This window comes from Flavobacterium sp. LC2016-12 (genome assembly GCF_015351595.1).
Taxonomy (GTDB): Bacteria; Bacteroidota; Bacteroidia; order Flavobacteriales; family Flavobacteriaceae; genus Flavobacterium.
This window is the reverse complement of sequence record NZ_JADKPT010000007.1, coordinates 141,895-166,474: the sequence shown is the minus strand read 5'-3', so window position 1 is coordinate 166,474 and position 24,580 is coordinate 141,895. Positions and strand designations below refer to the sequence as shown.

The 24,580-nt window shown below is 33.4% G+C and carries 21 protein-coding genes and 1 pseudogene; 13 read left to right on the top strand and 9 right to left on the bottom strand.

Translation table 11 applies throughout. The features are described from left to right. Window positions 1–301: 301 nt before the first annotated feature. Entirely contained in the window at window positions 302–2,236 is a 1,935-nt protein-coding gene (locus tag IRZ99_RS13375) for an amino acid permease (protein ID WP_194657743.1), read from the top strand. Between the two features lie 212 nt (window positions 2,237–2,448). Here IRZ99_RS13375 and IRZ99_RS13370 read toward each other — a convergent pair whose 3' ends face one another. Beyond that, complete coding sequence (locus IRZ99_RS13370) at window positions 2,449–3,651, bottom strand: aminotransferase class I/II-fold pyridoxal phosphate-dependent enzyme (RefSeq protein WP_194657742.1); 1,203 nt, start codon at window positions 3,649–3,651, stop codon at window positions 2,449–2,451. Between the two features lie 429 nt (window positions 3,652–4,080). On the opposite strand from IRZ99_RS13370, the gene IRZ99_RS13365 reads away from it, so the two are divergent. From IRZ99_RS13365 to IRZ99_RS13355, 3 genes are all read left to right on the top strand, one after another. Further along, window positions 4,081–4,536 carry an Lrp/AsnC family transcriptional regulator gene (locus tag IRZ99_RS13365; protein ID WP_194657741.1) on the top strand — a complete coding sequence of 152 codons (456 nt, stop codon included), beginning with the start codon at window positions 4,081–4,083 and terminating at the stop codon, window positions 4,534–4,536. Between the two features lie 325 nt (window positions 4,537–4,861). Beyond that, complete coding sequence (lpdA, locus tag IRZ99_RS13360; protein WP_194657740.1) at window positions 4,862–6,265, top strand: dihydrolipoyl dehydrogenase; 1,404 nt, start codon at window positions 4,862–4,864, stop codon at window positions 6,263–6,265. A 161-nt stretch (window positions 6,266–6,426) separates the two neighbouring features. Next, window positions 6,427–6,969: a lipocalin family protein gene (locus tag IRZ99_RS13355; RefSeq protein WP_194657739.1), complete on the top strand. Its 543-nt coding sequence runs from the start codon at window positions 6,427–6,429 to the stop codon at window positions 6,967–6,969. A 63-nt stretch (window positions 6,970–7,032) separates the two neighbouring features. Here IRZ99_RS13355 and IRZ99_RS13350 read toward each other — a convergent pair whose 3' ends face one another. Together IRZ99_RS13350 and IRZ99_RS13345 are read right to left on the bottom strand one after the other, a co-directional pair. After that, a complete protein-coding gene (locus tag IRZ99_RS13350) occupies window positions 7,033–7,407 on the bottom strand; it encodes a DoxX family membrane protein (RefSeq protein ID WP_194657738.1) in 375 nt (124 codons plus the stop codon). 209 nt (window positions 7,408–7,616) lie between these two features. Next, window positions 7,617–8,513, bottom strand: coding sequence for a DUF4349 domain-containing protein (locus IRZ99_RS13345; protein WP_194657737.1), 897 nt, complete (start codon window positions 8,511–8,513; stop codon window positions 7,617–7,619). A gap of 219 nt (window positions 8,514–8,732) precedes the next feature. Between IRZ99_RS13345 and IRZ99_RS13340 the strand changes: the two genes are divergently transcribed. From IRZ99_RS13340 to IRZ99_RS13330, 3 genes are all read left to right on the top strand, one after another. Beyond that, entirely contained in the window at window positions 8,733–10,019 is a 1,287-nt protein-coding gene (locus IRZ99_RS13340) for an anthranilate synthase component I family protein (RefSeq protein WP_194657736.1), read from the top strand. Window positions 10,020–10,153: 134 nt separating this feature from the next. Beyond that, the gene (tilS, locus tag IRZ99_RS13335; protein WP_194657735.1) at window positions 10,154–11,464 is read left to right on the top strand and encodes a tRNA lysidine(34) synthetase TilS; all 1,311 of its coding nucleotides are present in this window, start codon (window positions 10,154–10,156) and stop codon (window positions 11,462–11,464) included. Further along, window positions 11,464–13,563: a cytochrome c biogenesis protein CcdA gene (locus IRZ99_RS13330; protein ID WP_194657734.1), complete on the top strand. Its 2,100-nt coding sequence runs from the start codon at window positions 11,464–11,466 to the stop codon at window positions 13,561–13,563. The genes tilS and IRZ99_RS13330 overlap by 1 nt, the downstream gene beginning before the upstream one ends. Window positions 13,564–13,963: 400 nt before the next feature. Here the strand turns inward: IRZ99_RS13330 and IRZ99_RS13325 are convergent, their stop codons facing one another. Next, window positions 13,964–15,280, bottom strand: a complete 1,317-nt coding sequence (locus IRZ99_RS13325; protein ID WP_194657733.1) for an ammonium transporter — start codon at window positions 15,278–15,280, stop codon at window positions 13,964–13,966. A 324-nt stretch (window positions 15,281–15,604) separates the two neighbouring features. Between IRZ99_RS13325 and IRZ99_RS13320 the strand changes: the two genes are divergently transcribed. Both IRZ99_RS13320 and IRZ99_RS13315 read left to right on the top strand, forming a co-directional pair. Beyond that, the gene (locus tag IRZ99_RS13320) at window positions 15,605–16,579 is read left to right on the top strand and encodes a Gfo/Idh/MocA family protein (protein ID WP_194657732.1); all 975 of its coding nucleotides are present in this window, start codon (window positions 15,605–15,607) and stop codon (window positions 16,577–16,579) included. A gap of 77 nt (window positions 16,580–16,656) precedes the next feature. Further along, a pseudogene (locus tag IRZ99_RS13315) lies at window positions 16,657–17,505 on the top strand (YifB family Mg chelatase-like AAA ATPase); the annotation flags it as partial. Between the two features lie 294 nt (window positions 17,506–17,799). Here the strand turns inward: IRZ99_RS13315 and IRZ99_RS13310 are convergent. From IRZ99_RS13310 to IRZ99_RS13295, 4 genes are all read right to left on the bottom strand, one after another. Continuing rightward, window positions 17,800–18,078 carry a hypothetical protein gene (locus IRZ99_RS13310; RefSeq protein ID WP_194657731.1) on the bottom strand — a complete coding sequence of 93 codons (279 nt, stop codon included), beginning with the start codon at window positions 18,076–18,078 and terminating at the stop codon, window positions 17,800–17,802. 10 nt (window positions 18,079–18,088) lie between these two features. Beyond that, window positions 18,089–18,361: a hypothetical protein gene (locus IRZ99_RS13305; RefSeq protein ID WP_194657730.1), complete on the bottom strand. Its 273-nt coding sequence runs from the start codon at window positions 18,359–18,361 to the stop codon at window positions 18,089–18,091. Continuing rightward, a complete protein-coding gene (locus IRZ99_RS13300) occupies window positions 18,362–19,660 on the bottom strand; it encodes a BT4734/BF3469 family protein (RefSeq protein WP_194657729.1) in 1,299 nt (432 codons plus the stop codon). It abuts the gene before it with no gap. A 519-nt stretch (window positions 19,661–20,179) separates the two neighbouring features. Beyond that, a complete protein-coding gene (locus IRZ99_RS13295) occupies window positions 20,180–20,458 on the bottom strand; it encodes a helix-turn-helix domain-containing protein (RefSeq protein ID WP_194657728.1) in 279 nt (92 codons plus the stop codon). A 139-nt stretch (window positions 20,459–20,597) separates the two neighbouring features. Between IRZ99_RS13295 and IRZ99_RS13290 the strand changes: the two genes are divergently transcribed. From IRZ99_RS13290 to IRZ99_RS13280, 3 genes are all read left to right on the top strand, one after another. Further along, window positions 20,598–20,921 carry a hypothetical protein gene (locus IRZ99_RS13290; RefSeq protein WP_194657727.1) on the top strand — a complete coding sequence of 108 codons (324 nt, stop codon included), beginning with the start codon at window positions 20,598–20,600 and terminating at the stop codon, window positions 20,919–20,921. Between the two features lie 18 nt (window positions 20,922–20,939). Then, window positions 20,940–21,251, top strand: a complete 312-nt coding sequence (locus tag IRZ99_RS13285) for a hypothetical protein (RefSeq protein ID WP_194657726.1) — start codon at window positions 20,940–20,942, stop codon at window positions 21,249–21,251. 133 nt (window positions 21,252–21,384) lie between these two features. Beyond that, a complete protein-coding gene (locus IRZ99_RS13280) occupies window positions 21,385–22,011 on the top strand; it encodes a recombinase family protein (RefSeq protein ID WP_194657725.1) in 627 nt (208 codons plus the stop codon). A 74-nt stretch (window positions 22,012–22,085) separates the two neighbouring features. Here IRZ99_RS13280 and IRZ99_RS13275 read toward each other — a convergent pair whose 3' ends face one another. Next, complete coding sequence (locus tag IRZ99_RS13275) at window positions 22,086–22,865, bottom strand: hypothetical protein (protein ID WP_194657724.1); 780 nt, start codon at window positions 22,863–22,865, stop codon at window positions 22,086–22,088. 638 nt (window positions 22,866–23,503) lie between these two features. On the opposite strand from IRZ99_RS13275, the gene IRZ99_RS13270 reads away from it, so the two are divergent. Then, on the top strand, window positions 23,504–24,502 hold the full coding sequence (locus IRZ99_RS13270) for a hypothetical protein (protein WP_194657723.1): 999 nt from the start codon (window positions 23,504–23,506) through the stop codon (window positions 24,500–24,502). The last annotated feature ends 78 nt before the right edge of the window (window positions 24,503–24,580 follow it).

Sequence of the window (24,580 nt, the reverse complement as noted above, 5' to 3'; positions counted from 1 at the left end):
ATTTTTGTCTAGCCACAGATTAAAGGATTAAAAGGATTTTTTCACGCAGTCCCGATAGCCATCGGGAGGCATTTTAGCAGATTTTTTTAAGTTTAGCAAATAAATAATCTGCGCTCATCTGCTAAAATCTTTTTAAAATCTGCGTGAAACAAAAACTCGTGTCTTAGCGCCTTAGTGGCAAAAAATAATTCCCATTAAAACAAAATCGTTTTATATATTTGAAATCAGGATAATTTTTGCATTATTTGCAAAATAAAACCACAAAGACCGACATAAATTAATTTTAAAAGCAAAACCACATATGGCATTATCAGGTTTATTCCGAAAAAAAACGGTACAAGATATTCTCAAGCAAGTTGCAAAGAACGAAGCAGATGGTCATAATGCATTAGGAAAACATTTAACGACCAGAGATTTAACTGCATTTGGAATCGCAGCAATTGTTGGTGCGGGAATTTTTAGTACTATCGGAAAAGCAAGTGCCGATGGTGGACCAGCTGTTATTTTCTTGTTTTTATTTACCGCATTGGCCTGTAGTTTTGCTGCTTTTGCTTACGCCGAATTTGCGTCAATGGTTCCGGTTTCAGGAAGTGCTTATACCTACTCTTATGTAGCTTTTGGAGAAATTATTGCCTGGATTATTGGTTGGGCTTTAATCATGGAATATGCCGTCGGAAACATAACCGTGGCGATATCGTGGAGTGATTATTTTACAGGACTGCTCCAGAGTGGCGGAATACATCTTCCGCAATGGGTTCAGATGGATTATCTAACCGCTTCAAACGGATTTAATGATGCCACAGCTTTAATGCAAGGCGGAAAAACATACGAAAACTTAGGTGCAGGATTACAGGCCTCTTTTACCGCCTGGACAACAGCGCCAACCATTGGTTCTTTTCATTTTGTGGCAGATTTACCGGCATTATTCATCATTGTTTTGATTACAGCTTTGGTTTACAGAGGAATGAAAGAATCTCGTAACGCGAGTAATGCAATGGTTGTTGTAAAACTTTGCATCGTACTTTTAGTTATTGCAGTGGGTGTATTTTATGTAGATACAGCCAACTGGGATCCGTTTGCTCCAAATGGCGTTAGCGGTGTTTTAAAAGGAGTATCAGCCGTTTTCTTTGCTTATATTGGTTTTGACGCGATTTCTACCACGGCGGAAGAATGTAAAAATCCACAACGTGATTTACCTCGCGGAATGATGTGGGCGATTATTATCTGTACGATTTTATATATTGCCATTGCCTTGGTTTTAACCGGAATGGTGCGTTATAACGAATTAAATGTTGGAGATCCTCTTGCATTTGTTTTCGATAAATTAAATTTAAAATGGATGTCGGGAATTATTGCCGTTAGTGCAGTAGTTGCGATGGCGAGCGTTCTTTTGGTTTTCCAAATGGGACAGCCTCGTATCTGGATGAGTATGAGCCGTGACGGTTTGTTGCCAAAGAAATTTTCTACAGTGCATCCAAAATTCAAAACACCCTCTTTTGCAACTATTGTAACTGGTTTTGTCGTTGCCGTGCCTGCTTTGTTTTTAAACTTAACAATGGTTACGGATTTATGTAGTATCGGAACCTTATTTGCCTTTGTATTGGTTTGTGCAGGAGTTTTGGTTTTGCAAAATAAAACGGATATCCCAAGAGGAAAATTTAAAACACCTTATGTGAATTCGAAGTATATTTTACCGGTTTTAATGATTGCCGGAATCTATTATGCTTTTGCTTTTAACAACAAAGCGACAATGGCTTTTATTAATAATGAAGCACAAACAAACGACGCAACAACAATTATTACCTCTTTAGATAAAGAAGAATCGGCGAAAGTTTTCAATTATTTAGAAAGCCTCGATGTTAAAAATAAAACTGCCGAATCCTCAGATTTAGAACATTTATTAAGCCAATACCAGGACGACGACGCTAAATATGCCGAAGTTGTAAAAGGTTTACCAATTAATGATTCCCTAAAATACGAGTCAGGTTTCAGTTTATTCAAACACAAAATTCCAATGTGGATTTTCCTTTTTGTTTTAGTTGGATTAGCCGTTTGGTCATTCATACAAAATCTGTCCTTAATTCCGCTTTTGGGATTAATCTGCTGTCTGTACATGATGGCCGAATTAAGCGTTTGGAACTGGATTTACTTTACGATCTGGTTGTTAATCGGGTTGTTTATTTACTTTACTTATAGTAGAAAGAATAGTAAGCTAAACTTCGTTGAGAAAGCGTAGATAATTATTAATTGTGAATTATAAATTATAAATTATAAATTGGAAAGCCGTTCTGATCTCAGAACGGCTTTTTGTTTTTTTATCGCATTTTGTGTCATTTGACAAACTGGTGTGTATCGTAAAAAAAATCGCCACGAATTCACGAATTTTAAAACAAATTAATTCGTGAATTCGTGGCGAAAAAAAAATCTTTTTAATCTTTTAATCTGTGGCTAAAGAATCCCAAGCTCCATCATACAAGTCTTCATCATCTCATAAGTACGCTGAATATCATTATCCAAACCAATAGAAAAACGAATTAAACCGTCTGTCAATCCCATTTCAACTTGTTCCTCTAACGGAATTTCACTTGAAGTTGAGGTACCTGGTGCACTGAAAAGTGTTTTGTAAAAACCTAAACTTACCGCCAAATAACCTAAGTTTCTTGCCTGCATTAATTCCATTAATTCATTCGCCTTCTCTAAAGTTCCAACATCAATGGTCATCATTCCACCAAAACCATATTCCGGATTAATCATCGTTTTATAAAGCTCATGACTCGGATGGCTTTTCAATCCTGGATAAACGGTTTTCAAACCATCCGCTTCAAATTGATCTGCAAGAAAATGTGCATTATGGCTGTGTTGTTTGATACGAATATGAAGCGTACGAAGATTTTTCATTACCGAAGCCGAACGTAAACTGTCCATTGTTGGTCCCAAAAGCATGCTCGCGCCGGAGTTTACATTTTTCAGTGAATTGATAAATTCTTTAGAGGCACAAGTTACACCACCAACGGTATCACTGCTTCCGTTAATGTATTTTGTCAAACTGTGAATCACAATATCAGCACCTAATTTTGCAGGAGAAACAGATAAAGGCGAGAAGGTATTATCAACCACCAATTTCAAATTATGCTTTTTAGCAATTTTCGCCAAGCCGGCAATATCAGCAACTTCTAATAATGGATTACTTACTGTTTCACAATAAATAACTTTAGTATTTGGTGTAATCGCGGCTTCTACAATATCCAATTTTGTGATGTCTACAAAGCTCGTTTCAATTCCGAATCGAGGGGTGAAATTCTTCAAAAAAGCATACGTTCCGCCATAAATAGTTCGGCTTGACACAATATGATCGCCCGCACCACACAACTGCAATAGGGTAGGCGTAATGGCTCCCATTCCAGAAGCTGATACGTTTGCCGTTTCCGTTCCTTCCATTGCCGCCAAAGCCTGATCCAAATACAGGTTACTTGGAGAAGAATGGCGCGAATACAAATAACAACCTTCCATATTCCCTTCAAAAGTATCGAACATCGTTTTAGCCGAAAGGAACGTATAAGTAGAAGAGTCAGAAATCGAAGGATTCACACCTCCAAATTCCCCAAAGTATTGCAAATCCTGAATTTTATCTGCTGGATTAAAGTCTTTCATATGTTTTTTTGTTTCAAGTTTTTATTTGTTTCAAGTTTCAAGTTCTAGCGCGTATAATTTAAACCTTGATTTTGAGAAGCTATTCCAGCTTTCCGTTTCAAGTCCTCATAAAAAAGGCAAAGTTTCTAATGGTCTAAAAAGAGCTTCCGCTGGTCGCTTTTTTAGACCAGGAAACTTTTGCCTTTTTTACTCCGGGCTTTACTCTTCAATCTGGGCTAGGGCACTCGTTTTCAAAAGAAAATCAGTTCAAAATAACATATATTTAGAAAATTAATCAATGATTGTTTTAATAATTAGATTTTAAAACTATAAAGCATTCTTATGATAGATTTTTAATTTAAATTTGTTTGATAAAACCTAAATCACTAGATTTTTTTTCGTTACAACAACAAACAACAAACAACAAATAACAATCAACAATCAACAATCATGACCTTAGACGCCACTGATAAAAAACTCCTGGTTCTATTACAAACCGACAGTAAAAAAACAACCAAAGAATTATCTTTAAAACTGAATCTTTCGGTAACAGCAGTTTATGAAAGAATCAAAAAGCTAGAACGCGAAGGAATTATCAAAAACTACGTTGCACTTGTAGACAAAACCAAAATTGAAAAAGGCTTTGTGGTTTTCTGTCATTTAAAACTCATCCAACACACCAAAGAATTCCTAACCAAATTCGAAAGCGAAGTCATTAAACTAAACGAAGTTTTAGAATGCCACCACGTAAGCGGAGATTACGACTACATATTAAAAGTATTAGTAAAAGACATGGAAGCATACAGGGAATTTCTAGTAACCAAACTGACAACCTTACAGCATATTGGAAGCACGCAAAGCACTTTTATGATTAGTGAAGTGAAGAATTCGACAGTAATTTTTTAAAGGTTCTGAGGTACTAAGTTGCTGAGGTTCTAAGTTTAGGTTCAAAGGCTCAGAGGAGCAAAGGGACAAAGTTTTTTTTGTTTCAGGTTTCAAGTTTCAGGTTGCTCCGCCTTGTGGACTTAACTTTGCTTATCAAAAATCAAAAAAAAAACTTTGCGACTTCGCGAGATTAAAAAACAAAAAACTTAGCGAACCTTGCGTAAATCTTAGCGCTCTTTGCGGTTAAGCCCTCCCCGCAAATTTCACACAAAAAACATTGAAATTTAAACTTTAAACAAAACTTTATTCCTTAATTTTGTATCGCTAAAAATAAAATAGACAAACTATGAGTTCATTTGACGTAGTCATTATAGGTTCAGGTCCTGGCGGATATGTATCAGCAATTCGTTGCGCACAATTAGGTTTCAAAACAGCAATTGTAGAAAAGTATAACTCTTTGGGCGGAACTTGCCTTAACGTAGGTTGTATTCCTTCAAAAGCATTACTTTCTTCTTCTCATCATTATGCAGAAATTGCTCATTTCGCAGATCACGGAATCGAAGTTTCTGGTGATGTGAAAATCAATTTAGAGAAAATGATCGCGCGCAAACAAGCAGTTGTAGATCAAACCGTAGGTGGAATCAACTACTTAATGGATAAAAATAAAATCACTGTATTCAATGGTTTAGGTTCTTTCGTAGACGCAACGCACATTGTAGTTGCAAAAGCTGATGGAACTTCTGAAACTATCGAAGCAAAATATACTGTAATCGCTACAGGTTCAAAACCATCTTCTTTACCTTTCATTAAAATTGATAAAGAAAGAATCATCACTTCTACTGAAGCGTTGGCTTTAAAAGAAGTTCCAAAACACTTAGTAATTATTGGTGGGGGCGTTATCGGAATCGAGCTTGGACAAGTTTACCTTCGTTTAGGAGCGCAGGTTTCTGTAGTAGAATTCATGGACAGAATCATTCCTGGAATGGACGGAGCTTTGTCTAAAGAATTGACTAAAGTATTGAAAAAACAAGGAATGAAATTCTACGTTTCTCACAAAGTAAAATCAGTTGAAAGAAACGGTGATGCTGTTGTTGTTCAGGCTGAAAATGCAAAAGGAGAAACGATCACTTTAGAAGGAGATTATTCATTAGTTTCTGTTGGTCGTCGTCCTTACACAGACGGATTAAACGCTGACAAAGCAGGAGTAAAAATCTCAGACAGAGGACAAGTAGAAGTAAACGATCATTTACAAACTAACGTTCCAAACATTTACGCAATTGGAGATGTTGTTCGTGGAGCAATGTTGGCGCACAAAGCAGAGGAAGAAGGAACTATGGTTGCTGAAATCTTAGCAGGTCAAAAACCACATATCGATTATAACTTAATTCCTGGTGTAGTTTACACCTGGCCAGAAGTTGCTGCTGTTGGACAAACTGAAGAGCAGGTTAAAGCTTCAGGAACTGAATATAAAGTAGGAAGTTTTCCATTCAAAGCTTTAGGCCGTGCAAGAGCAAGTGGAGATTTAGACGGATTCGTAAAAATCATTGCTGATGCTAAAACGGATGAAGTTTTAGGAGTTCACATGATTGGAGCACGTACAGCTGATTTAATTGCTGAGGCGGTTACGGCAATGGAATTCAAAGCTTCTGCTGAGGATATTTCAAGAATGAGCCACGCGCATCCAACTTTCGCGGAAGCGGTAAAAGAAGCAGCTTTGGCAGCAACAGAAAATAGAGCTATACACGTATAATATACGTACAATCATAATTTTTAAACCCTTCAAAATTAGATTTTTGAAGGGTTTTTCTTTGCTGTAATTTTTTGGTTCATATAATATAAAATTCAAAAATAATTTTGTAAATTAGATGTGTAATTCAGATGTTACCTTTACAGTAATAAAAAGATAACATTATGAAAAGTAAATATATAGCTCCAATTCTAATAGGAGCAGGAATTGCATTTGTACTTACTTCGTGCAAATCAACTATTCCAAAAAAAGCGGTTGCAGTCACTAATTTTGACAAAGCAAAGTATCTTGGAAAATGGTTTGAAATTGCAAGATTAGATTATAAATGGGAGAAAAATTTAAACAACGTAACGGCCGAATATTCTCTTAAGGATGATGGCACGATTAAAGTTGATAACAGGGGCTATAATGTCAAAAAAGACAAGTGGGAAGAAAGCATCGGGAAAGCCAAGTTCGTCAAAAAGGACAATGTTGGTATGCTTAAGGTCTCATTTTTTGGTCCTTTTTATTCCGGTTATAACGTAATTGCCGTTGATCCGGATTATAAATATGCACTTGTAGCGGGAGAAAGTTTAAAATACATGTGGATTCTTTCCAGAGAAACTGCAATCCCTGAAAGTGTAAAAGCAGATTATCTTATAAAAGCACAGGAAATTGGCTATAATGTTACAGATCTAGTTTGGGTCGAACATAATAAAGCCAATTAAAAGCAAACCCGGCAAGTTTTTAATTTGCCGGGTTTGTTATTTACAGTTCTAAGGTGAAATTTTTTATGCTGTGAAGATACTTTTATAATTATCCCAATATCTGTAAATCAAAAATAAGTTAGCCAGGAATAATAATGCTGCAATTGGCAAACCTTCCGGCGCTAAGAAATAATTGATAAACAAAATGTTTACCGTAATGGGTAAGATCAAAATATTAGCCAATGTTACATAACGTCCTGTTACAAATGCAATTCCGCAAAGTAGTTCGATAGATTTAGCTAAAGGCATTAAATACGTCGAAGCCATTAAACCTACATTAAAGGCTTTGAAATTCCCTGTAGTTTCTGGTTCAGGCATTAGGTGGAAAAAATAACTGATCGAAGCAAAAAGCAGCAAAAGACCAATTAACACACGGACAATAATTGTAGCAATTTTCATAATACTTAGGATTTTTAAGAGGTTAAAAAATATAATTATCTGCTGGAAATCGTATCTATTGCATGTCCTTATAAAAATGAAATTCAATTTTAAAGATCATTTTATTGAGGATTTTGTAAACAAAACAATCCTATTTTAGGATTAATTGAATGCTATATCAAAGATAACGCTTTTTTCATTATGATATTGCTATTTTATTAACACTTTTCTTATTTCTTAAGGTATCTTTTATAAAGAAAAAATCCACCTAAACTAAGTAATATAAAAGGCCATAGATTAATAAAGAACACTAATATCGACTGTAGAATGTACCAGCCACTTTTTAGAGAATCAATAATTTGAATTCCTAAATTAGGTTTGTAATAAGCAGCATCTTTTTCGCCTGCTGTTATTTCCTGTTTGATCGTTTCGTTTTGATAAAGCTGTAAAGTAACGGTGCTGAAATTAACTTGATCCTGCATCGATAAATGCTCGATGGTTTTGTTGTCATTCGCTTCTTTTTGGCTTGCCAAAGCATTTTCGGCTTCCATAATGTCATTTATTTTTTTGCCTTTAGTATCGATTGCTTTTTCAACTCTTTTTTCATTTGTAGTACTTCTTTTTTGTGAAAGCTGATTGGCTAATAACTTTAAAGAAACATCATCAGCTTTGATCACTCTGAAATCCAGGAAGTCGATTTGTCTGGCAATGCTTTTAATTACGGTATCAAGCTGCGTGTTGGGAACGCGAATCGTAATGTTATTTTCTACTGAAAATTTAGTGGTTTCCAGTGTGCTGTCCTGGCTGATTTTAGTTTTAATCTGATCGTGAATGTTACTTTGAAGATTGGTGTACGTAACAAAACCTCCAAACTTTGCTACGGCGTTTTCAATTGCATAAGTAGATTTGACGACATTTTTAACCTTGAATTTAATATCAGCGGTTCGAATAAATTTCTGTTTGCTGTCTTTCTTTTCGACTGCTGCCGATGAGGAAACAGCCGTGCTGTCTGCCGTAGATTCGTAATTTGCAACATCTGCCGTACTGGTAGAATCTGCTTTTTTACAAGAAAATAGTAATGCGATAATCACCAAGGTAGTCAAACCTAATTGTGCAATTGTTTTCATAAAGGTTATAAAATTTGATTAATAAATAGACTATTTACGCGATGCAAATAGGATTTTGTACGTAATAAAAGCGCGAGTAATTTTTTAATCAAATGGCAAGAAAAGTTTTAATAATTAGCACTAATTCGATGTACTAAAAAGTGTGCCAATAATTTTTCGGGATAATTTTATTGAAGGATTTTTTTTGTCGTAATTTTGAAGTCTAAAATTTATACTTTTTTGAGAGTTTCCATTCATAAACCTATTTCAAACCCAAAGCAGTTTAAACAGCAGCTTTTAACCTGGTCACAGCAATTTCGTGAGGTTGTTTTTTTAGACAGCAATTCGCATACGCAGCAATATTCGAGTTTTGATTGTGTACTGGCGGTAGACGCTTTTACTTCTTTAAAAACCGATTACCAGAATGCTTTTGATGATTTAAAACAATACCAACAAACTACAAAAGACTGGCTTTTCGGTTATTTGACGTATGATTTAAAAAATGATGTTGAAGAGTTAAAATCAGCTAATTTTGATGGATTGAATTTTCCGGATTTGTTTTTCTTTCAGCCAAAAAAAATATTTTTATTGAAAGGAAATCAACTTGAAATTCGATATTTATTGCTGTGTGATGATGAGGTTGAAGAGGATTTTAATGAGATAGCCAAAAGTCAAAAGTCAAAAGTCGAAAGTGCGGCAGCTTTAAAGATTGAACAGCGTATTTCTAAAGAATTTTATATTGAAAAAGTAAATAAAATGCTTCATCATATTCAAGTTGGTGATATGTATGAAGCGAATTTCTGTATGGAATTTTATGCTGAAAATGCGGTTATTAATCCACTGGAAAAATTTCTGAAATTAAATGAAATTTCAAAAGCACCATTTTCGGTTTTCTTTAAAAATCGCAAACAATATTTACTTTCTGCTTCTCCGGAACGTTATCTGAAAAAAGTGGGTGAAATGATTATTTCCCAACCAATAAAAGGAACTTCAAAACGATCTTCTGATCCAATTGAAGACGAACAATCAAAGCAATTTCTGGAATCAGATTCAAAAGAACGCGCTGAGAATATCATGATAACCGACTTAGTCAGAAATGATTTGTCTCATACTGCACAAAAAGGTTCTGTAGAAGTTGAAGAGCTTTGCAAAATTTATTCGTTTCTGCAGGTGCACCAAATGATTTCGACTATAACATCAAAACTAGATCCACAATATGCTCCGGTTGATGTTTTAAAAACGACTTTCCCAATGGGAAGTATGACGGGAGCTCCGAAGGTTTCAGTAATGAAAATTATTGAAAACCTCGAGGAAACAAAACGTGGTTTATACAGTGGAGCAGTTGGTTATTTTACTCCTGAAGGCGATTTTGATTTTAATGTTGTCATCAGAAGTATTTTGTACAATCAGGAAAATCAATACGTTTCATTTTCAGTAGGAAGCGCCATTACAGCACAATCTGATCCTGAAAAAGAATATGAAGAATGTTTGTTGAAGGCGAAGGCAATGCATGAGGTTTTGCAGTAATTTTTTCCGCCACGAATTCACGAATTAATCTCCGGGACATATTAAAAATAATTCGTGAATTCGTGGCGGAAAAAAAATATCCACTTAACATTTCATTTAAAAATTGATAGAATTTAATTCTTTACATTTATCAAATGTTTTCAAAATTTCAAAATCACATCATTTCGAGGTTTCCATTTCTGGAAGATAAAAAACTATTTCTGGCGGTTAGCGGAGGTTTGGACAGTATGGTTTTATTGCATTTGCTGCAGCAGTTACCATATGAAATTGCTGTTTTGCATTGTAATTTCCAACTACGCGGATTAGAAAGTTTTGGTGATCAGAGTTTTATTCAAAACTATTGCGATCAGAATAATATTCAAATTTTTACTACTCAATTTGATACCGAAGCTTTTGCAAAAGATTATAAATTATCAACTCAAGTTGCGGCACGCGAGCTACGTTACAGTTGGTTTTATGAGCTTTTGGAAGCCGAAAATTTCGATTACATTCTAACAGCTCATCATGCTGATGATAATTTGGAAACTTTCATTATCAATTTAACCCGTGGAACAGGTTTGGATGGTTTAACTGGAATTCCAGAACAAAATGATAAAATTATCCGCCCACTTTTGCCTTTTTCAAGAGATGAAATCCTGAAATATGCAGAAGAACATAATATTGAATGGCGTGAAGACAGCAGTAATGGATCCAATAAATACCTGCGAAATAAAATTCGTCATGATTTAGTTCCGATGTTGAAGGAAATCAAACCTAACTTTTTGACTGCTTTTCAGAAAACGCAATCGTATTTACAGGAATCAAAAGAGATGGTTGAAGATGCTTCTATTATGATTTATCAGCAGGTTGCGAAAGAGGTCGGTGATGATATTCATTTTGATTTAAATCAGCTTCAAAAATTACCCAATTATAAATCGTATTTGTATCAATGGTTAAATGAATTTGGCTTTTTGGCATGGAATGATATTTATGATTTGGTTGATGGGCAATCCGGAAAACAAGTGTTTTCTGAGGTATTTAGATTGCTGAAAAACAGAAATACACTGATTTTAAGTCCACTTTCAGAAGAGGATGAGCAAGACGAATATCACATCAATAAAGAAGATCAAGACGTTAATTTTCCCTTAAAATTGAGGCTTTGTCAGGTAGACGACATTACAATAGATTCAAATAAAGCTATCTTTGTTGACGCTGAAAAAATCCAGTTTCCTTTGGTTTTGCGTAAATGGAATGAAGGTGATGTTTTTCATCCGTTTGGGATGAATGGGAAATCAAAAAAGGTCAGCAAGCTTTTTAAAGATGAAAAATTATCACTGATTGAAAAGGAAAAAACATGGATTTTGTGCTCTGATAATCAGATTGTCTGGGTTATCGGAATCAGGCAAGATGAACGTTTTAAAATAGAAAATACCACAAATAAAATACTTAAAATAGAACTACAATAATGAACTTTACTCAATCTTATCAAACGATAACTTCCAAAAGTATCTGGAATAAAACCATTGTTTTTTTGTTATTTTTCATTTTTGCTTTTGCAAAAGGTAATGCGCAGATTTTAGAGCCGGTAAAATGGACAGCTAAAATTGAAAAGAAATCAGGAACAAATGCTGTTTTAATTTTTGATGGAACAATTGAAAAAGACTGGCATATGTATTCACAATTTACGCCGGACGGAGGACCACTTCCGTTGGAAATTGTGTTTAAAAATCAAAAAGGAAATTACAATTTGGTTGGTAAAGCCAAAGAAGGAAAAACTAAAACAGCCTTTAACGATGTTTTTGGTGTAAACGAAACTTTCTTTGAAGGAAAAGCCCATATTGAACAGGAAATCACGATTACAAATCCGGATTTGAAAACGGTTGATGTCGATTTTGACTTTCAGGTATGTAAAGAGGTGTGTATCAATTCGAATAAAAAATTCTCTATTGTAATTCCGGCATCTTTCAAAATGGAAGCTGTTGCAACTGTTTCTGAGGCAAAAAAAGATGAAACAAAAGTAACGGGAATAGCTATTGATACTTTATCAACTGTAACAAATGAAGTTAAAAAAGAAACAGCAAAAGCTGAAGTTGCTGCGGTATCAGAAAATGATGAAATTCCGGCACCAGCACCAACAAGAAGTTTATGGTCGATCTTTTTTATTGCTTTTATTTCAGGATTCGCTGCTTTGTTAACACCTTGTGTTTTCCCAATGATCCCAATGACGGTAAGTTTCTTTACCAAACAAAGTAAAAGCAGAGCAAAAGGAATTCGTAATGCGGTTATTTACGGATTAGCAATTATCGCCATTTATGTAATTTTAGGTTTGATCGTAACAAAAATATTTGGGGCAGACGCATTGAATGCTTTGTCTACAGATGTTTGGTTTAATTTGATATTCTTCGTTTTATTGATTGTATTTGCTGTATCCTTTTTAGGAGCGTTCGAAATTATGCTTCCAAATTCATGGGCAAACAAAGCAGATCAACAAGCAGACAGAGGAGGGATAGTTGGGATATTGTTCATGGCATTAGCTTTGGCAATTGTATCGTTTTCTTGTACAGGACCAATTGTTGGAACCTTATTAGTTGAAGCCGCTTCAAATGGTGGAATCGCTCCGGTTATTGGAATGTTAGGATTTTCATCTGCTATGGCATTGCCGTTTATGTTGTTTGCTATGTTCCCGGGTTGGTTGAATTCTTTACCAAAATCAGGTGGCTGGTTGAATACGGTAAAAGTGGTTTTAGGATTTTTAGAACTGGCTTTGGCTTTCAAATTCTTATCAAATGCTGACTTGGTTTTACAATTGCATTTATTAGAAAGAGAAGTATTTTTAGCGATCTGGATTGCAATTTTCGGAACTTTAGCATTGTATTTATTTGGAAAAATTACATTGCCACACGATAGTCCGACGAATCATATTTCAGTTGGAAGATTATCATTTGGATTATTGGTTTTAAGTTTTACGGTTTATTTAATTCCGGGACTTTGGGGAGCGCCATTAAAATTAATTAGTGCTTTTCCGCCACCACCAACCTATAGCGAAAGTCCTTTAGGAGTTGGAGGTTCGACAAACTCAAATGTTGGAACAGGTGAAATAGAAGGCTTGCCAGAAGGAGCAGAATTAGGTCCTCATGGGATTATGATTTTTACTGATTACGAAGATGGACTAGCCTATGCGAAATCAATCAATAAGCCAATAATGCTTGATTTTACAGGTTATGCTTGTGTAAACTGTAGAAAGATGGAAAACAATGTTTGGTCTGATGAAAAAGTTTTGCCAATCTTAAAAAATGAAGTTGTTTTGATTTCGCTTTATGTAGATGACAAACGTGAATTACCAAAAAAAGAACAATTTGTTACCGCAAAAGGAGATAAAATTGAAACAGTTGGTGATAAATGGACAGACTTTATGATCTCAAAATACAAAACAAATACACAGCCTTTATATGTTATTACTGACTTGGAAGGAAAGAATTTAAACAGTTCAAAACCAACAATCAGTTATGTAGATGTGGAAGAGTATTTGACTTGGTTAAAAACCGGGATTTCGAATTTTAAGTAGATTCTTGAGAAAATAGAAAATAGAAAATAGAAAATAGAACATAGAAAATAGAACATAGAATAAGGAGGGTAGAAATCTAAAACCTACAGTCTAAAAATCTAAAATAATTCAGGGGAAAGTTAATTCAAAACAAAAAGCACTCTAAGTAAAACCTAGAGTGCTTTTTTATTGATTGAGCAAATCGGAATTAAATTCTTAAAGGTATTCTTCGTATTGAGAGATATCTAATCCTAATTCTTCTTTTCTTGATTGACTCTTGGAGAAGTAATTTTACCTACAACAAAGTGTTAGAGTAAAATCTATTCTCTTTGCTCTTTACTCTATATTCTTGATGAAAAATCCCTCTAAGTGTGAGCTTCTTAGAGGGATTTTTTTATTAAGGCAAAAGGGGGGTAAATTCTTATAGGTATTCTCCGTGTTGAGAGATATCTAATCCTAATTCTTCTTTTTCTTCAGTAACTCTTAGAGGAGTAATTTTATTTACAACGAAGAATAAAATATATGAAGCAACAAATGCGAAGATAGATACGATTACTAAGGCAATTAATTGGTTAATGAATAAAGTTGGAGTTCCGAAGATCAAACCTTGATTGTCACCAACTACAGGATTAACAGCTTTTGAAGCAAAAACTCCGGTTAACAACATACCTACCATACCACCAACACCGTGACAAGCAAAAACATCCAAAGCATCATCGATTTTTCCTTTAGGGAATTTACTTACTACTAAGTTACTTACGATAGCGGCAAAAGCTCCAATGAAAATTCCGTGAGGAATGCTTACGAAACCAGCAGCAGGAGTAATAGCAACAAGACCTACAACAGCTCCAATACAAGCTCCAAGTGCAGATAATTTGTGACCTAATATTTTGTCAAGGAAAACCCATGCCATTGCAGCAGCTGCAGCAGCTACAGTAGTAGTTCCTAAAGCTTGTACAGCTAAACCATTTGATCCTAAAGCAGAACCTGCATTGAAACCAAACCATCCGAACCATAATAAACCAGTTCCTAATAATACATAAGTAATTCTTGCAGGATTAACTTTTTGAATTTTTCTTTTTCCTAAGAAGATTGCTCCAGCCAATGCAGCCCACCCAGCACTCATGTGTACTACAGTTCCTCCAGCGAAGTCTAATACTCCCATTTTGAAGAAAACTCCATCAGGATGCCATGTCATGTGACATAACGGTGCGTATATTAATAATATAAATAAAACCATGAATAATAAATATGCCCAGAAACGTACACGCTCTGCAAAAGCACCTGTAATTAATGCCGGTGTAATGATGGCAAATTTTGCTTGAAATAATGCGAATAACATAAAAGGAATTGTAGGGGCAAGACTCCAGGCAGTATTTGTACCAACACCCTGAAAGAATAAATTAGAAGTTGGATCTCCAATGATTCCTCCAATAGTAGGGCCAAAAGCTAGACCAAAAGCAACAACAACCCATAAAATAGTAACAATTACCATTGCCATAAAACTTTGCAGCATGGTACTGATAACGTTTTTCTTACCTACCATACCTCCGTAGAAAAATCCTAAACCAGGTGTCATTAGCAATACAAATGCAGTTGCTACGATCATCCAAGCGGTATCTCCGGTATCAAACTTTACAGCTTCTGCTGGAATTGGGTTGTCTGATAAGATGAAATTTGATACAAAAGTCAGTACCAAAATAGTGATAAGAATCACACTTAAAATAATTTTTCGCATAGTTATTTAGTTTTTAAAATTTTTATAAAAATATAAAATCATTCGACACCCCTATTAAAAATAGAGTGTAATGTTTAATTTTTGTTAATTTTTAAATTTAACCCCCTATATTTTACGTGTATTTGTTAAAAAGAACTTAAATTTTACAATTTATTAAACTGAAATCAGAAATGTGTAGGTTTTTTCGGCTGTGTTATCAGAAAACAATGAAAATAATTCTAATTTTAAGAGTAATTATGGTCAGATATTTATAAAAATAGTCAAATCGCTTCATTTTTAATCTTTTTTTTTATTTTTAATTGATAGAAGTTTAAAAACAACATTATGAAAAATAAGGACAGAATAAATTGGGGAATTATTGGTTTAGGAAACATTGCAAATCAATTTGCAACCGATTTATTATTGATAGAAGAGGCTAATTTGATAGCCGTTGCTTCCAGAGATTTTGATAAGGCAAATGATTTTGCAAAACAATATAAATGTCCAAATGTATATGATTCGTATGAAGCACTTTTTGCCGATGATCAGGTGGATATTGTTTATATAGCAACTCTGCACGATTCGCATGCTGAATTATCAATTAAAGCATTAGAAAACGGTAAACATGTTTTATGCGAAAAACCCCTTTCACTTTCTTATAAAGATGCGGTTAGAATGACTGAAGCTTCTAAAAAATATAATAGATTTTTTATGGAAGCTTTCTGGACGCGTTTTATTCCGTCTGTGAAAGAAGTTTTAGAAAAAGTAAATCAAGGAATAATTGGCGATGTAAATTATGTAAAAGCTGATTTTGCTTTTTATGCAAATGAAACAGCAGGAGGAAGGCTTTTTGATAAAAAATTGGGTGGAGGAGCACTGTATGATATTGGCGTTTATCCCTTATTTCTCTCCTATATAATGCTCGGAATTCCAAAGGAAATTATAGCAAAATCGGTTTGTAATGAAAATGGAATTGATTTGCAGACTTCCATGATTTTAAATTACGAAAAAGCACAGGCAATTTTGAATGCTTCAATAGTTTCGGAGTCTGATATGAAAGCGGTGATCGGTGGAACTCAAGGACATATTCAATTGAGCGCTCCTTGGTTTATGGCTGATGGCTATTCGATTGTAAAAGATAATCAGGATGAAACATTTAATCTTCCAAATCTTGGAAAAGGCTATGCACATGAAGCAATTGAATGTCATCAATGTATTCGAAACAATCAGATTGAAAGTGAGCTTTGGTCACATCAAAATAGTTTAGACTTGAGTAAAATAACAGAAGAAATCAAGATCCAGATTAATTTATTTTTTTAAAAATATTTTTTTGTAGTAAAATAATTACAATATAATTATTTTCATTAGATTTAGAAACATTTAATGAAATTGAAATTATGTTAGTAAAAGTTTACGGAAGTGCCGTATTTGGAGTTGAAGCAACCACCATTACCATTGAAGTTCATATGGACAAAGGTATTGGTTTGCACTTAGTTGGTTTGCCGGATAGTGCGATTAAAGAAAGTAGTTTCAGGATTGCGGCCGCTCTTAAAAATAATGGATTAAATTTTCCCGGAAAAAAAATAACCATCAATATGGCACCGGCAGACCTTCGAAAAGAAGGTTCTGCCTACGATTTGCCTCTCGCTATGGGAATATTAGTAGGTTCGGATCAAATTAAAGCTCCGGAAATTGAACAATATATTATAATGGGTGAGCTTTCTTTAGATGGAAGTTTACAGCCTATTCGCGGTGCGTTACCAATTGCTATAAAAGCAAAAGAAGAAGGATATAAAGGTTTCTTTCTTCCGATTCAAAATGTAAAAGAAGCGGCAATTGTAACAGGTTTGGATGTTTATGGCGTAACTAATTTACAAGAAGTAATTAACTTTTTTAACGGAAAAGGAGAACTCCAACCGACCGTTATTGATACAAGAACAGAGTTTTATAAAACCTTAGATTTTCCTGAATTTGATTTTTCCGATGTTCGCGGACAGGAAAGTATTAAGCGTTGCATGGAAATCGCTGCGGCCGGAGGCCATAATATCATTTTAATTGGTCCGCCGGGAGCCGGAAAAACAATGTTAGCCAAAAGGGTTCCGAGTATTTTACCACCAATGACATTACGTGAAGCTCTTGAAACTACTAAAATTCATAGTGTTGCCGGGAAATTAAAAGAAGTTGGTTTAATGAATCAAAGACCGTTTCGCAGTCCGCATCATACGATTTCGAATGTTGTAGTTGTATAATTGGTGGTGCTTTAAATGAATTTTAATTGGCTAGTGTTTAATGTTTTAATACTATTTTTTAATCAATATTACCACCGTTCTTCGAACTACTATAAGGATTACAATCAGTTGTCGGATTCCACGAAACGTGCGTCCGCTCTATATTTTATTCAGTCATGATTTTATATTTTTTTTTCAAATATAAAATCATAATTCTTACTGAATTAATTTTGAATCTAAATCTTCAATTCAAGTTTGAAGCTTTGGCCAAATAGTCAAAGGTTATATTTGGTTTGTAAATTTACTTGATCCTTATTTTTTATTATTCATCAACAACATAAATTCTGGTGTTAATTCGGTTGTTCTTGAATAACATTCTGAAACTACTTTGCTTTTAATATATCCAACTACAAGTAAGTTATTTATCGCTTCAAGGATTATTTTTCTGTTACTTCCAAGCTCTTTTGCCACGTCTCCAGCTCTTAGATTGAATATTCCAATGGAAGGATAATCCATTATAAGCATGAGTATTAATTTTTCAGTACTTCCAATAGTTTTAAGTTTTAATAATTTTGAGTTCATTTTTTTCATCTTTAATTTATTATTTTAATAGTTGTAATTTTATGTAAGAACCATCTTCATTTGAATAGTCAATTTGTGAGTTGATAAAGCTTCTGATTTCTTCAGTAACATCACTCATGAATTTCAGGTTCCAAATTTCTTCTAGGTCTTTTTTAAGTGTATCAAATCTTCTATCTGCAACATAACTACCAAATTTGTACTTGCAATTGTATATGAATCTTTCAACACTTATTGTTGAGTTTACTACTCTTGGTACATCTTCGTTTATTGGTTCTTTATGATTAGGGGCCAATTACTGAATATTTTGAATTTGGTTGTCTATTGCTATTTTAGAATCGATTTTAAGCACTTCTAAAGAATCTCTTTTTGTTGGTATTATTAGTTTATCCATAATTACCAAGTCTTCTTTAGAACTATTATTTAGTTCTGAAACTAATTCTTTAAATGGGGACCAGTTACGTTTAATAGTAGCTAGACTTTTGTTAAGCTTTTTAGTGATTTTTTCTTGGGTTATTTTTCCATCCCTTTGAAAATTCCAATCGTCAATAATGTCATTGATGGACTTTTGTGTCATATCTGTTTTAATTTTTCCCATTAATACAGCAGTAGTTTTTTGTTTTTCCTCTTTTGTTATTTTTTTATCTGGATTGAAGATGATTCTTCTTTCCTTGTTCAAGTATGGTTCCAGTGTTCCTTCGTTACGTTTTTTAATAACCCCAGCTACTATTGATTTGATTTTATCTTCCTCATATTTTTGAGTAAAATGTCTATTGATTTCGTTGGCACATGCTGTTAGGAAACCATTTTCCATAGTTGGGTTCAATAGTGCATATTGAGACAATACACCAAACATGGTTCTGTTCCGTTGGCCGACTTCAATTCTTTTTGGTATAAATGGGATGCATAATTTTTTCTTATTATTAAATACAATACAATCATCATCACTACCATTAAAGTAATCATGAATGTTATTGAATCTTACTTTATCTGATGGTAAAAAGGTGTCATCTACTGTTATAAGTCTTTCTCTCTTCTCTCCCTCCTGTATAGGAGTAAATGATACCTTTTTATTAATTGCTTGAAATGTAAGTGAACCTTTGTTCTGGTAGAGATTAGCATCATAAGACAATATGTTCTGTTGTGTAGCTTTGCGTGCACCTACATCAGTCTGAACTCCTAGTAAGTCACCAATGGCTTGATATGTGTCTTTAAAGTTAGTAAGTGACAGACCATCGATTTTAACTAAGATGCCTAATCCTGTTTCTGAAAGTGATTTCCAACATGCAAATATGTAAGGATTGGTTAAATCAATATCAGTAGTATCGTCAACGTCAATGTATATTAAACCAGTAGGCATATCTATTGTTTCGTTTGAAGCTTTACCGCTGAATTTGAAGTTAAATCGGAAAGTTGGGAGCTTACTTGTTTTTATGTTTTGGTAAACTGGAGATGTTTTACCAAGTTTTCTGATGTCTAAAATTGCTTGCAAATTAGAGTCACCATGTTTGATTGTTGAAAGGGCCTCATCAATCGTTACGTTTTTGTCTATTAAAGGGTTTTTACCATTTTTAAACTTGTTAATAGTTAGCATTAAAAGTTAATATTATTCTCTCGTTATTGTTCTCTCATTTTTACTTGGTGAGAGAAGCTGGGAGATATGCCTATCTTTATCCCAGCACCCAAGGCAATCATTTCTGACTACTTTTATAAATATCTGAAGATTTATCCAAATCCAATTTTTTCTAATTTTTGATAAAAATTGGGATCTAAATGAGACAAAATCAAATATACCCTAATATACGAATAATTGCTAATCTTATCAAGTGTTAACTAATAAAAATCATTACTTTTTGTAATAAATTTTAACTTTTTGGCTATTTTATTTGTACCATTTTGCACTAGATGCTCCTGTATTTACTAGGTAACGAAAAGGGAAATTAGCTATTTATAGCTATCTAAAGATGGTTTATTTCAATGATCACCCAATTACATAGTACTGTGTTCAAACTATCTCCTATTTTGGTTTCATTTTTTGAGTAAATGACTTTCTTTGGACTTCGATGATCTGTTTTAATTAAAAATATCTGAAAGTGGCAAATGAAATTGACACTTAAATATTCCCTTTTAAAATATGAAGGCTTTTCTCTAATAAAGCTTTAGCTTCTTCTACTTCACTTTCTGTAATTATACTTCCTTTTGTTGGAATAAACATTTCCCTTATATCAACATCCAGCGCCTCTGCCAACTGAATCAGTAGACTTATAGTTGGCAGATTTTTCTCTGATGAAATATTGGATATTGTGGTCACGCTAACACCAACCTTATTAGAAAGCTCTTCTCTTGAAATTCCTTTCAAATTCATCAATTGTTTTAGTCTTAATATTTCCATTTTAGTTTTTTTTATTATCCAAAGATACATAAAAAGTAAGTTATACTTGCTTTTTTTAAATAATAAATCAAGTATTACTTGCTTGTTAATAAAATATAGCTTTACTTTGCAATGTAATAATAAAGCAATACTTGATTATATGACTGCAACAGACTTTAAAAAAGAATTAAAAGAAATCAAAGAAAACTTGAAAGGTCTAACACTTCAATTGGTCACCAACAATGGTTACAGACCGTATTTTAACTTGAAAGATTTTGGCACTGCTATTTTAAATGAAGAGTCAAAGGGAAATGATTTCAGAATAAATCAAATTTGGACAATTGGAGGAACTCGATCAGTAAAATCAATTAAGAACCTTGCGGAGCTAATCAAAACTGAAACTGTTACTGCGATTCAATTTGAGAGCTTTTACAATTATAAAACAACAGAAGGATTCATCAAAAGCTTTGGGGCATTGGACTAATACTTAATCATAAACAAAATGGAAACAACATCAAGATCAATGGAAATAGCTCAAATAATTTTAGACCAAATAAAATATGCTGACAGAAGCGCTTTAATGTCTTGGGGGGCTAATAACTTTTGTGCGTTAAGTGAAACTAAAGAATTTCAAGGTGGCTTATCATTCAAAGTTAATGGGCTTACTCACAAGGGGTGGGTAAAGGTTTGTCTAAGATGGGTTGATGACTATACAATAATATTCATCAACAAAAATCGTGAAGTAGTTAAAATTTCGGAAGGAGCTTATTGTGATATGCTAGTAGATGTCATAGATTGGATCGAAAAGAAGTAATCTCAATCCTGTGCAAAAAGTGTTATAAATAAAGGTTTACCTTTTTGTATAACAGCAAATGAACAACAAATAACCTTTGAGACCAGTAAAATGACCCCAAAATCCAGCAACCCTTTTTTTATAACAGTAAACCATGAAAACACCAGTAGCAATTTTCGGAAGAGTAAGTTTAGACTCTATGGATTTCCAAAGACAAATTAATGATTTAGAAAAAGTGGCCAATAAATTCGATTATGAAGTTGTAAGCATAATTACAGAAAAAATATCAGGAGTCAAATCAAATCAAGAACGATTGGGCATCCAACAATTATTAGAAGAAGCCAAGCAAGGAAAATTCAAAAAGGTGCTATGTACTGAGATTTCGAGATTAGGAAGGTCGAATATCCAAACATTAAGTCTTTTAGAGGAACTACATCAGCTAGGAATCAGTGTTTATTTTCAAGACTTAAATTCTGAAACTTTAAATGAAAAAGGAGAAGTGTCCTTTCAAACTGAAATATTAACAAATCTATTAAGTCTTTTTGCTAAAAATGAAAGACAAACTTTAATAACGAGGATCCGTTCAGGGATGCAACAAGCCAAAGCAAATAATATCCATTGCGGAAGGCCAAAGGGCCTCGAAGAGAAAGTTAACTTCTTATCAAAATACCCAAAAGTTGTTACTGGCCTAAAAAAAGGATACAGTGTAAGAGAATGTGTTAAACTGTATGATGTGTCACTGGGGACTGTTGCTAAGGTGAAGAAAATGGTAGATTTATAACAGGATTTTTATTTGTTTATTTTTCTTGTGATCTATGTTGAAATTTAAAAAAAAGGGGCTTTTAGCCCCCATTTTTATTCTACTATACTTTTAAATTGTCCCTGAGTATATTTAAACACTGTATCCTCCAATGAAAAATCAGGAATATATTTTGCTATTTCTTTGCCATCTTGCATAGCCCAAGTATAATCAATTTCATTTCCCCATTTATGAGTAATTGCTAACCATTCGTAATATTGTTCAATAAGTTTTAAATCAACTTGGTCAACAGAGTTTAAAAATGGTTTAGATTCAAAAATATGTGGAAAATTATTCTTTTCACGCACATACATTTCTAATCTAAGCTTAAATTTTTCTTCAAAATTGATACAGCTTGCATATACTTCATAAGGCTGAAGATTTGATACAATGCCTAATTTATTTACAAATTCCAGAAGTAGCTCCCTTAAAGGCTCTCTAATTTCATCGAATTCTTGTTGGTAATAAAAGTATTGTAAAGGGCCTTTAAAGTTTGTCCCATAAACCTTGTTTTTACGAGTTAAATCAATAACTCCAGCCTTTGGAAAATCTATTTGAAATTCATCATGTAATGAAAAGCATGCTCTTCGAAATTCTTTCGGGAACTCATTTAAGGTTTTTCCAAATTCATTATTTAAGAAGTTAAAATCAGATTGAAGTAAAATGTCTTCAAGCATGTTGTGGTCGATAATGCAATCTTTTAATTCATCAGGAAAGTTATTATTCGCAATAATAACATCTAAGATTAATGGTGCATATTTACTTTTTATCCCATCATAGGTGCGGTTTTTTAATTCTTTTAATATAACTGGGTTTAGATTTATTTTGTTTTTCATGTTTGCTTTTTTTATGTAATTGTTATGTGCAAGTAGTCAACTATTTGCAACCAATTTCAAAAAGACATAAATAGTTATTGCCAAATTCAAAATTGGATTTTTTAGACAATGGTAAATTGTCAGTTTAGGAACTAATGTTCCAACGATAAAATTTAATGTGTTGTTGACCTATTCTTTAAGACAGAATAGAAGGGTTTGTTATCTCAAATAGCAAATAGCCATCCCCCATGAAGTTCGGGGTATAATTATTAATGGAGCTGTTTTTAAGCAGTTTTTTCCAAAAAATAATTACTTAAAGCAAAGGTACTATTTTTTCATGAATTATACAAGTCCTCTGATGTAAAAAATTGGAAGAAAACCTGTTACAGTGCATTGGCTATTTCAAAGTTGTGCTATACATTTTTCAGAAATCTTAACAGATTTAAGGTACATTTAAGATTAGAACATAAGAGTAGCAAGATCACCGAAATTTTCACCAGAGTTAGTATGAAAAGCTTACAACAGATAAAGAATACTTTTGATGATTTGTAAGAAAAAAAAGAATATATTTGATAATATAAAAGCGAAACAAAACTTCGCCAATCTACCCATATTTGAGTCTGTAAGCGAAGCTTTGTTTCGCCTATATATGATATGTTATGAACTACGACCAAGAAATACAAAATTCCACAACAATTAAGCCTGCAGAACTTGCAGCAGTTTTCGATTACAGAGATACGCCTATGGAGGATATTTTCCATAATTATTATCTTTTCTGTCGAGAAAATTTAGATTTACATTCAACAAGGGAAAATATTAAGCCTAACGTATTTGCCTTTATAAGCGGACTTTCTTCAAATGCTGCCGCAGTGAGAACGTCTGAAAATGAATTCGGAATCTTTGTTAATACTGGACTAATCAAATATTGTTTAGACAACTTTTCAAATAACCCTGATTTAGATGATTATTTATTTGAAAGATTTCCAGAAACTGTAATTTTTTTTGACTTACCAGTCAGTGACTTGGCATTTCAACTTGCAACACAATTCACGTATTACCACGAACTTGCACATCTTGTACAGTATAGCAAAAAGGCTGAGAAACTAACACTACAAGAACGAAATGAGGATTGCAATACGTATAATGAATTAAAACACATTCTTGAAATCAATGCGGACACTTACGCATCAATTGCAATTACTAGTCACATACAACAATATATAGCGAATAGCTTTAAGGAGAATATTACTCAAGAACATGTTGAAAAAACGATAATTATAATGTGTTCTTGCTTATTAAATTATATTACTAGCTTTTACCACGACTTAACTAAGGTGTATTTTAAAGAATACTGTCATCCACATCCTGTTATTCGTTTGTTTAATGTTGTTCTTAACATTACCTACAATTTAAATCGATCTACTTTTTTCAAACAAAAAAATATTAAAGTAGATTCAAAAAATCTTTCAAAACAAATTATTGAATTCTATATAGAACTAGAACAACAAGTAATTTTCCATACCAAGTTCCAAACGGCTTTAGAATCATCATTCGATTTGAGAGATCAAATTGTAGCATATTTAGGAGAATTAATTCAGTTCAAAACGGAAGAATATTATAATGCAATGGATCGTTGGAATAATCAACACATCACATAACAGCCGTTTGGTGCGATTGGGGTTTTAGACTTAATTTAATGATGGTTTTGTATTTGGAAAAATGTGCTTAACCGAAAG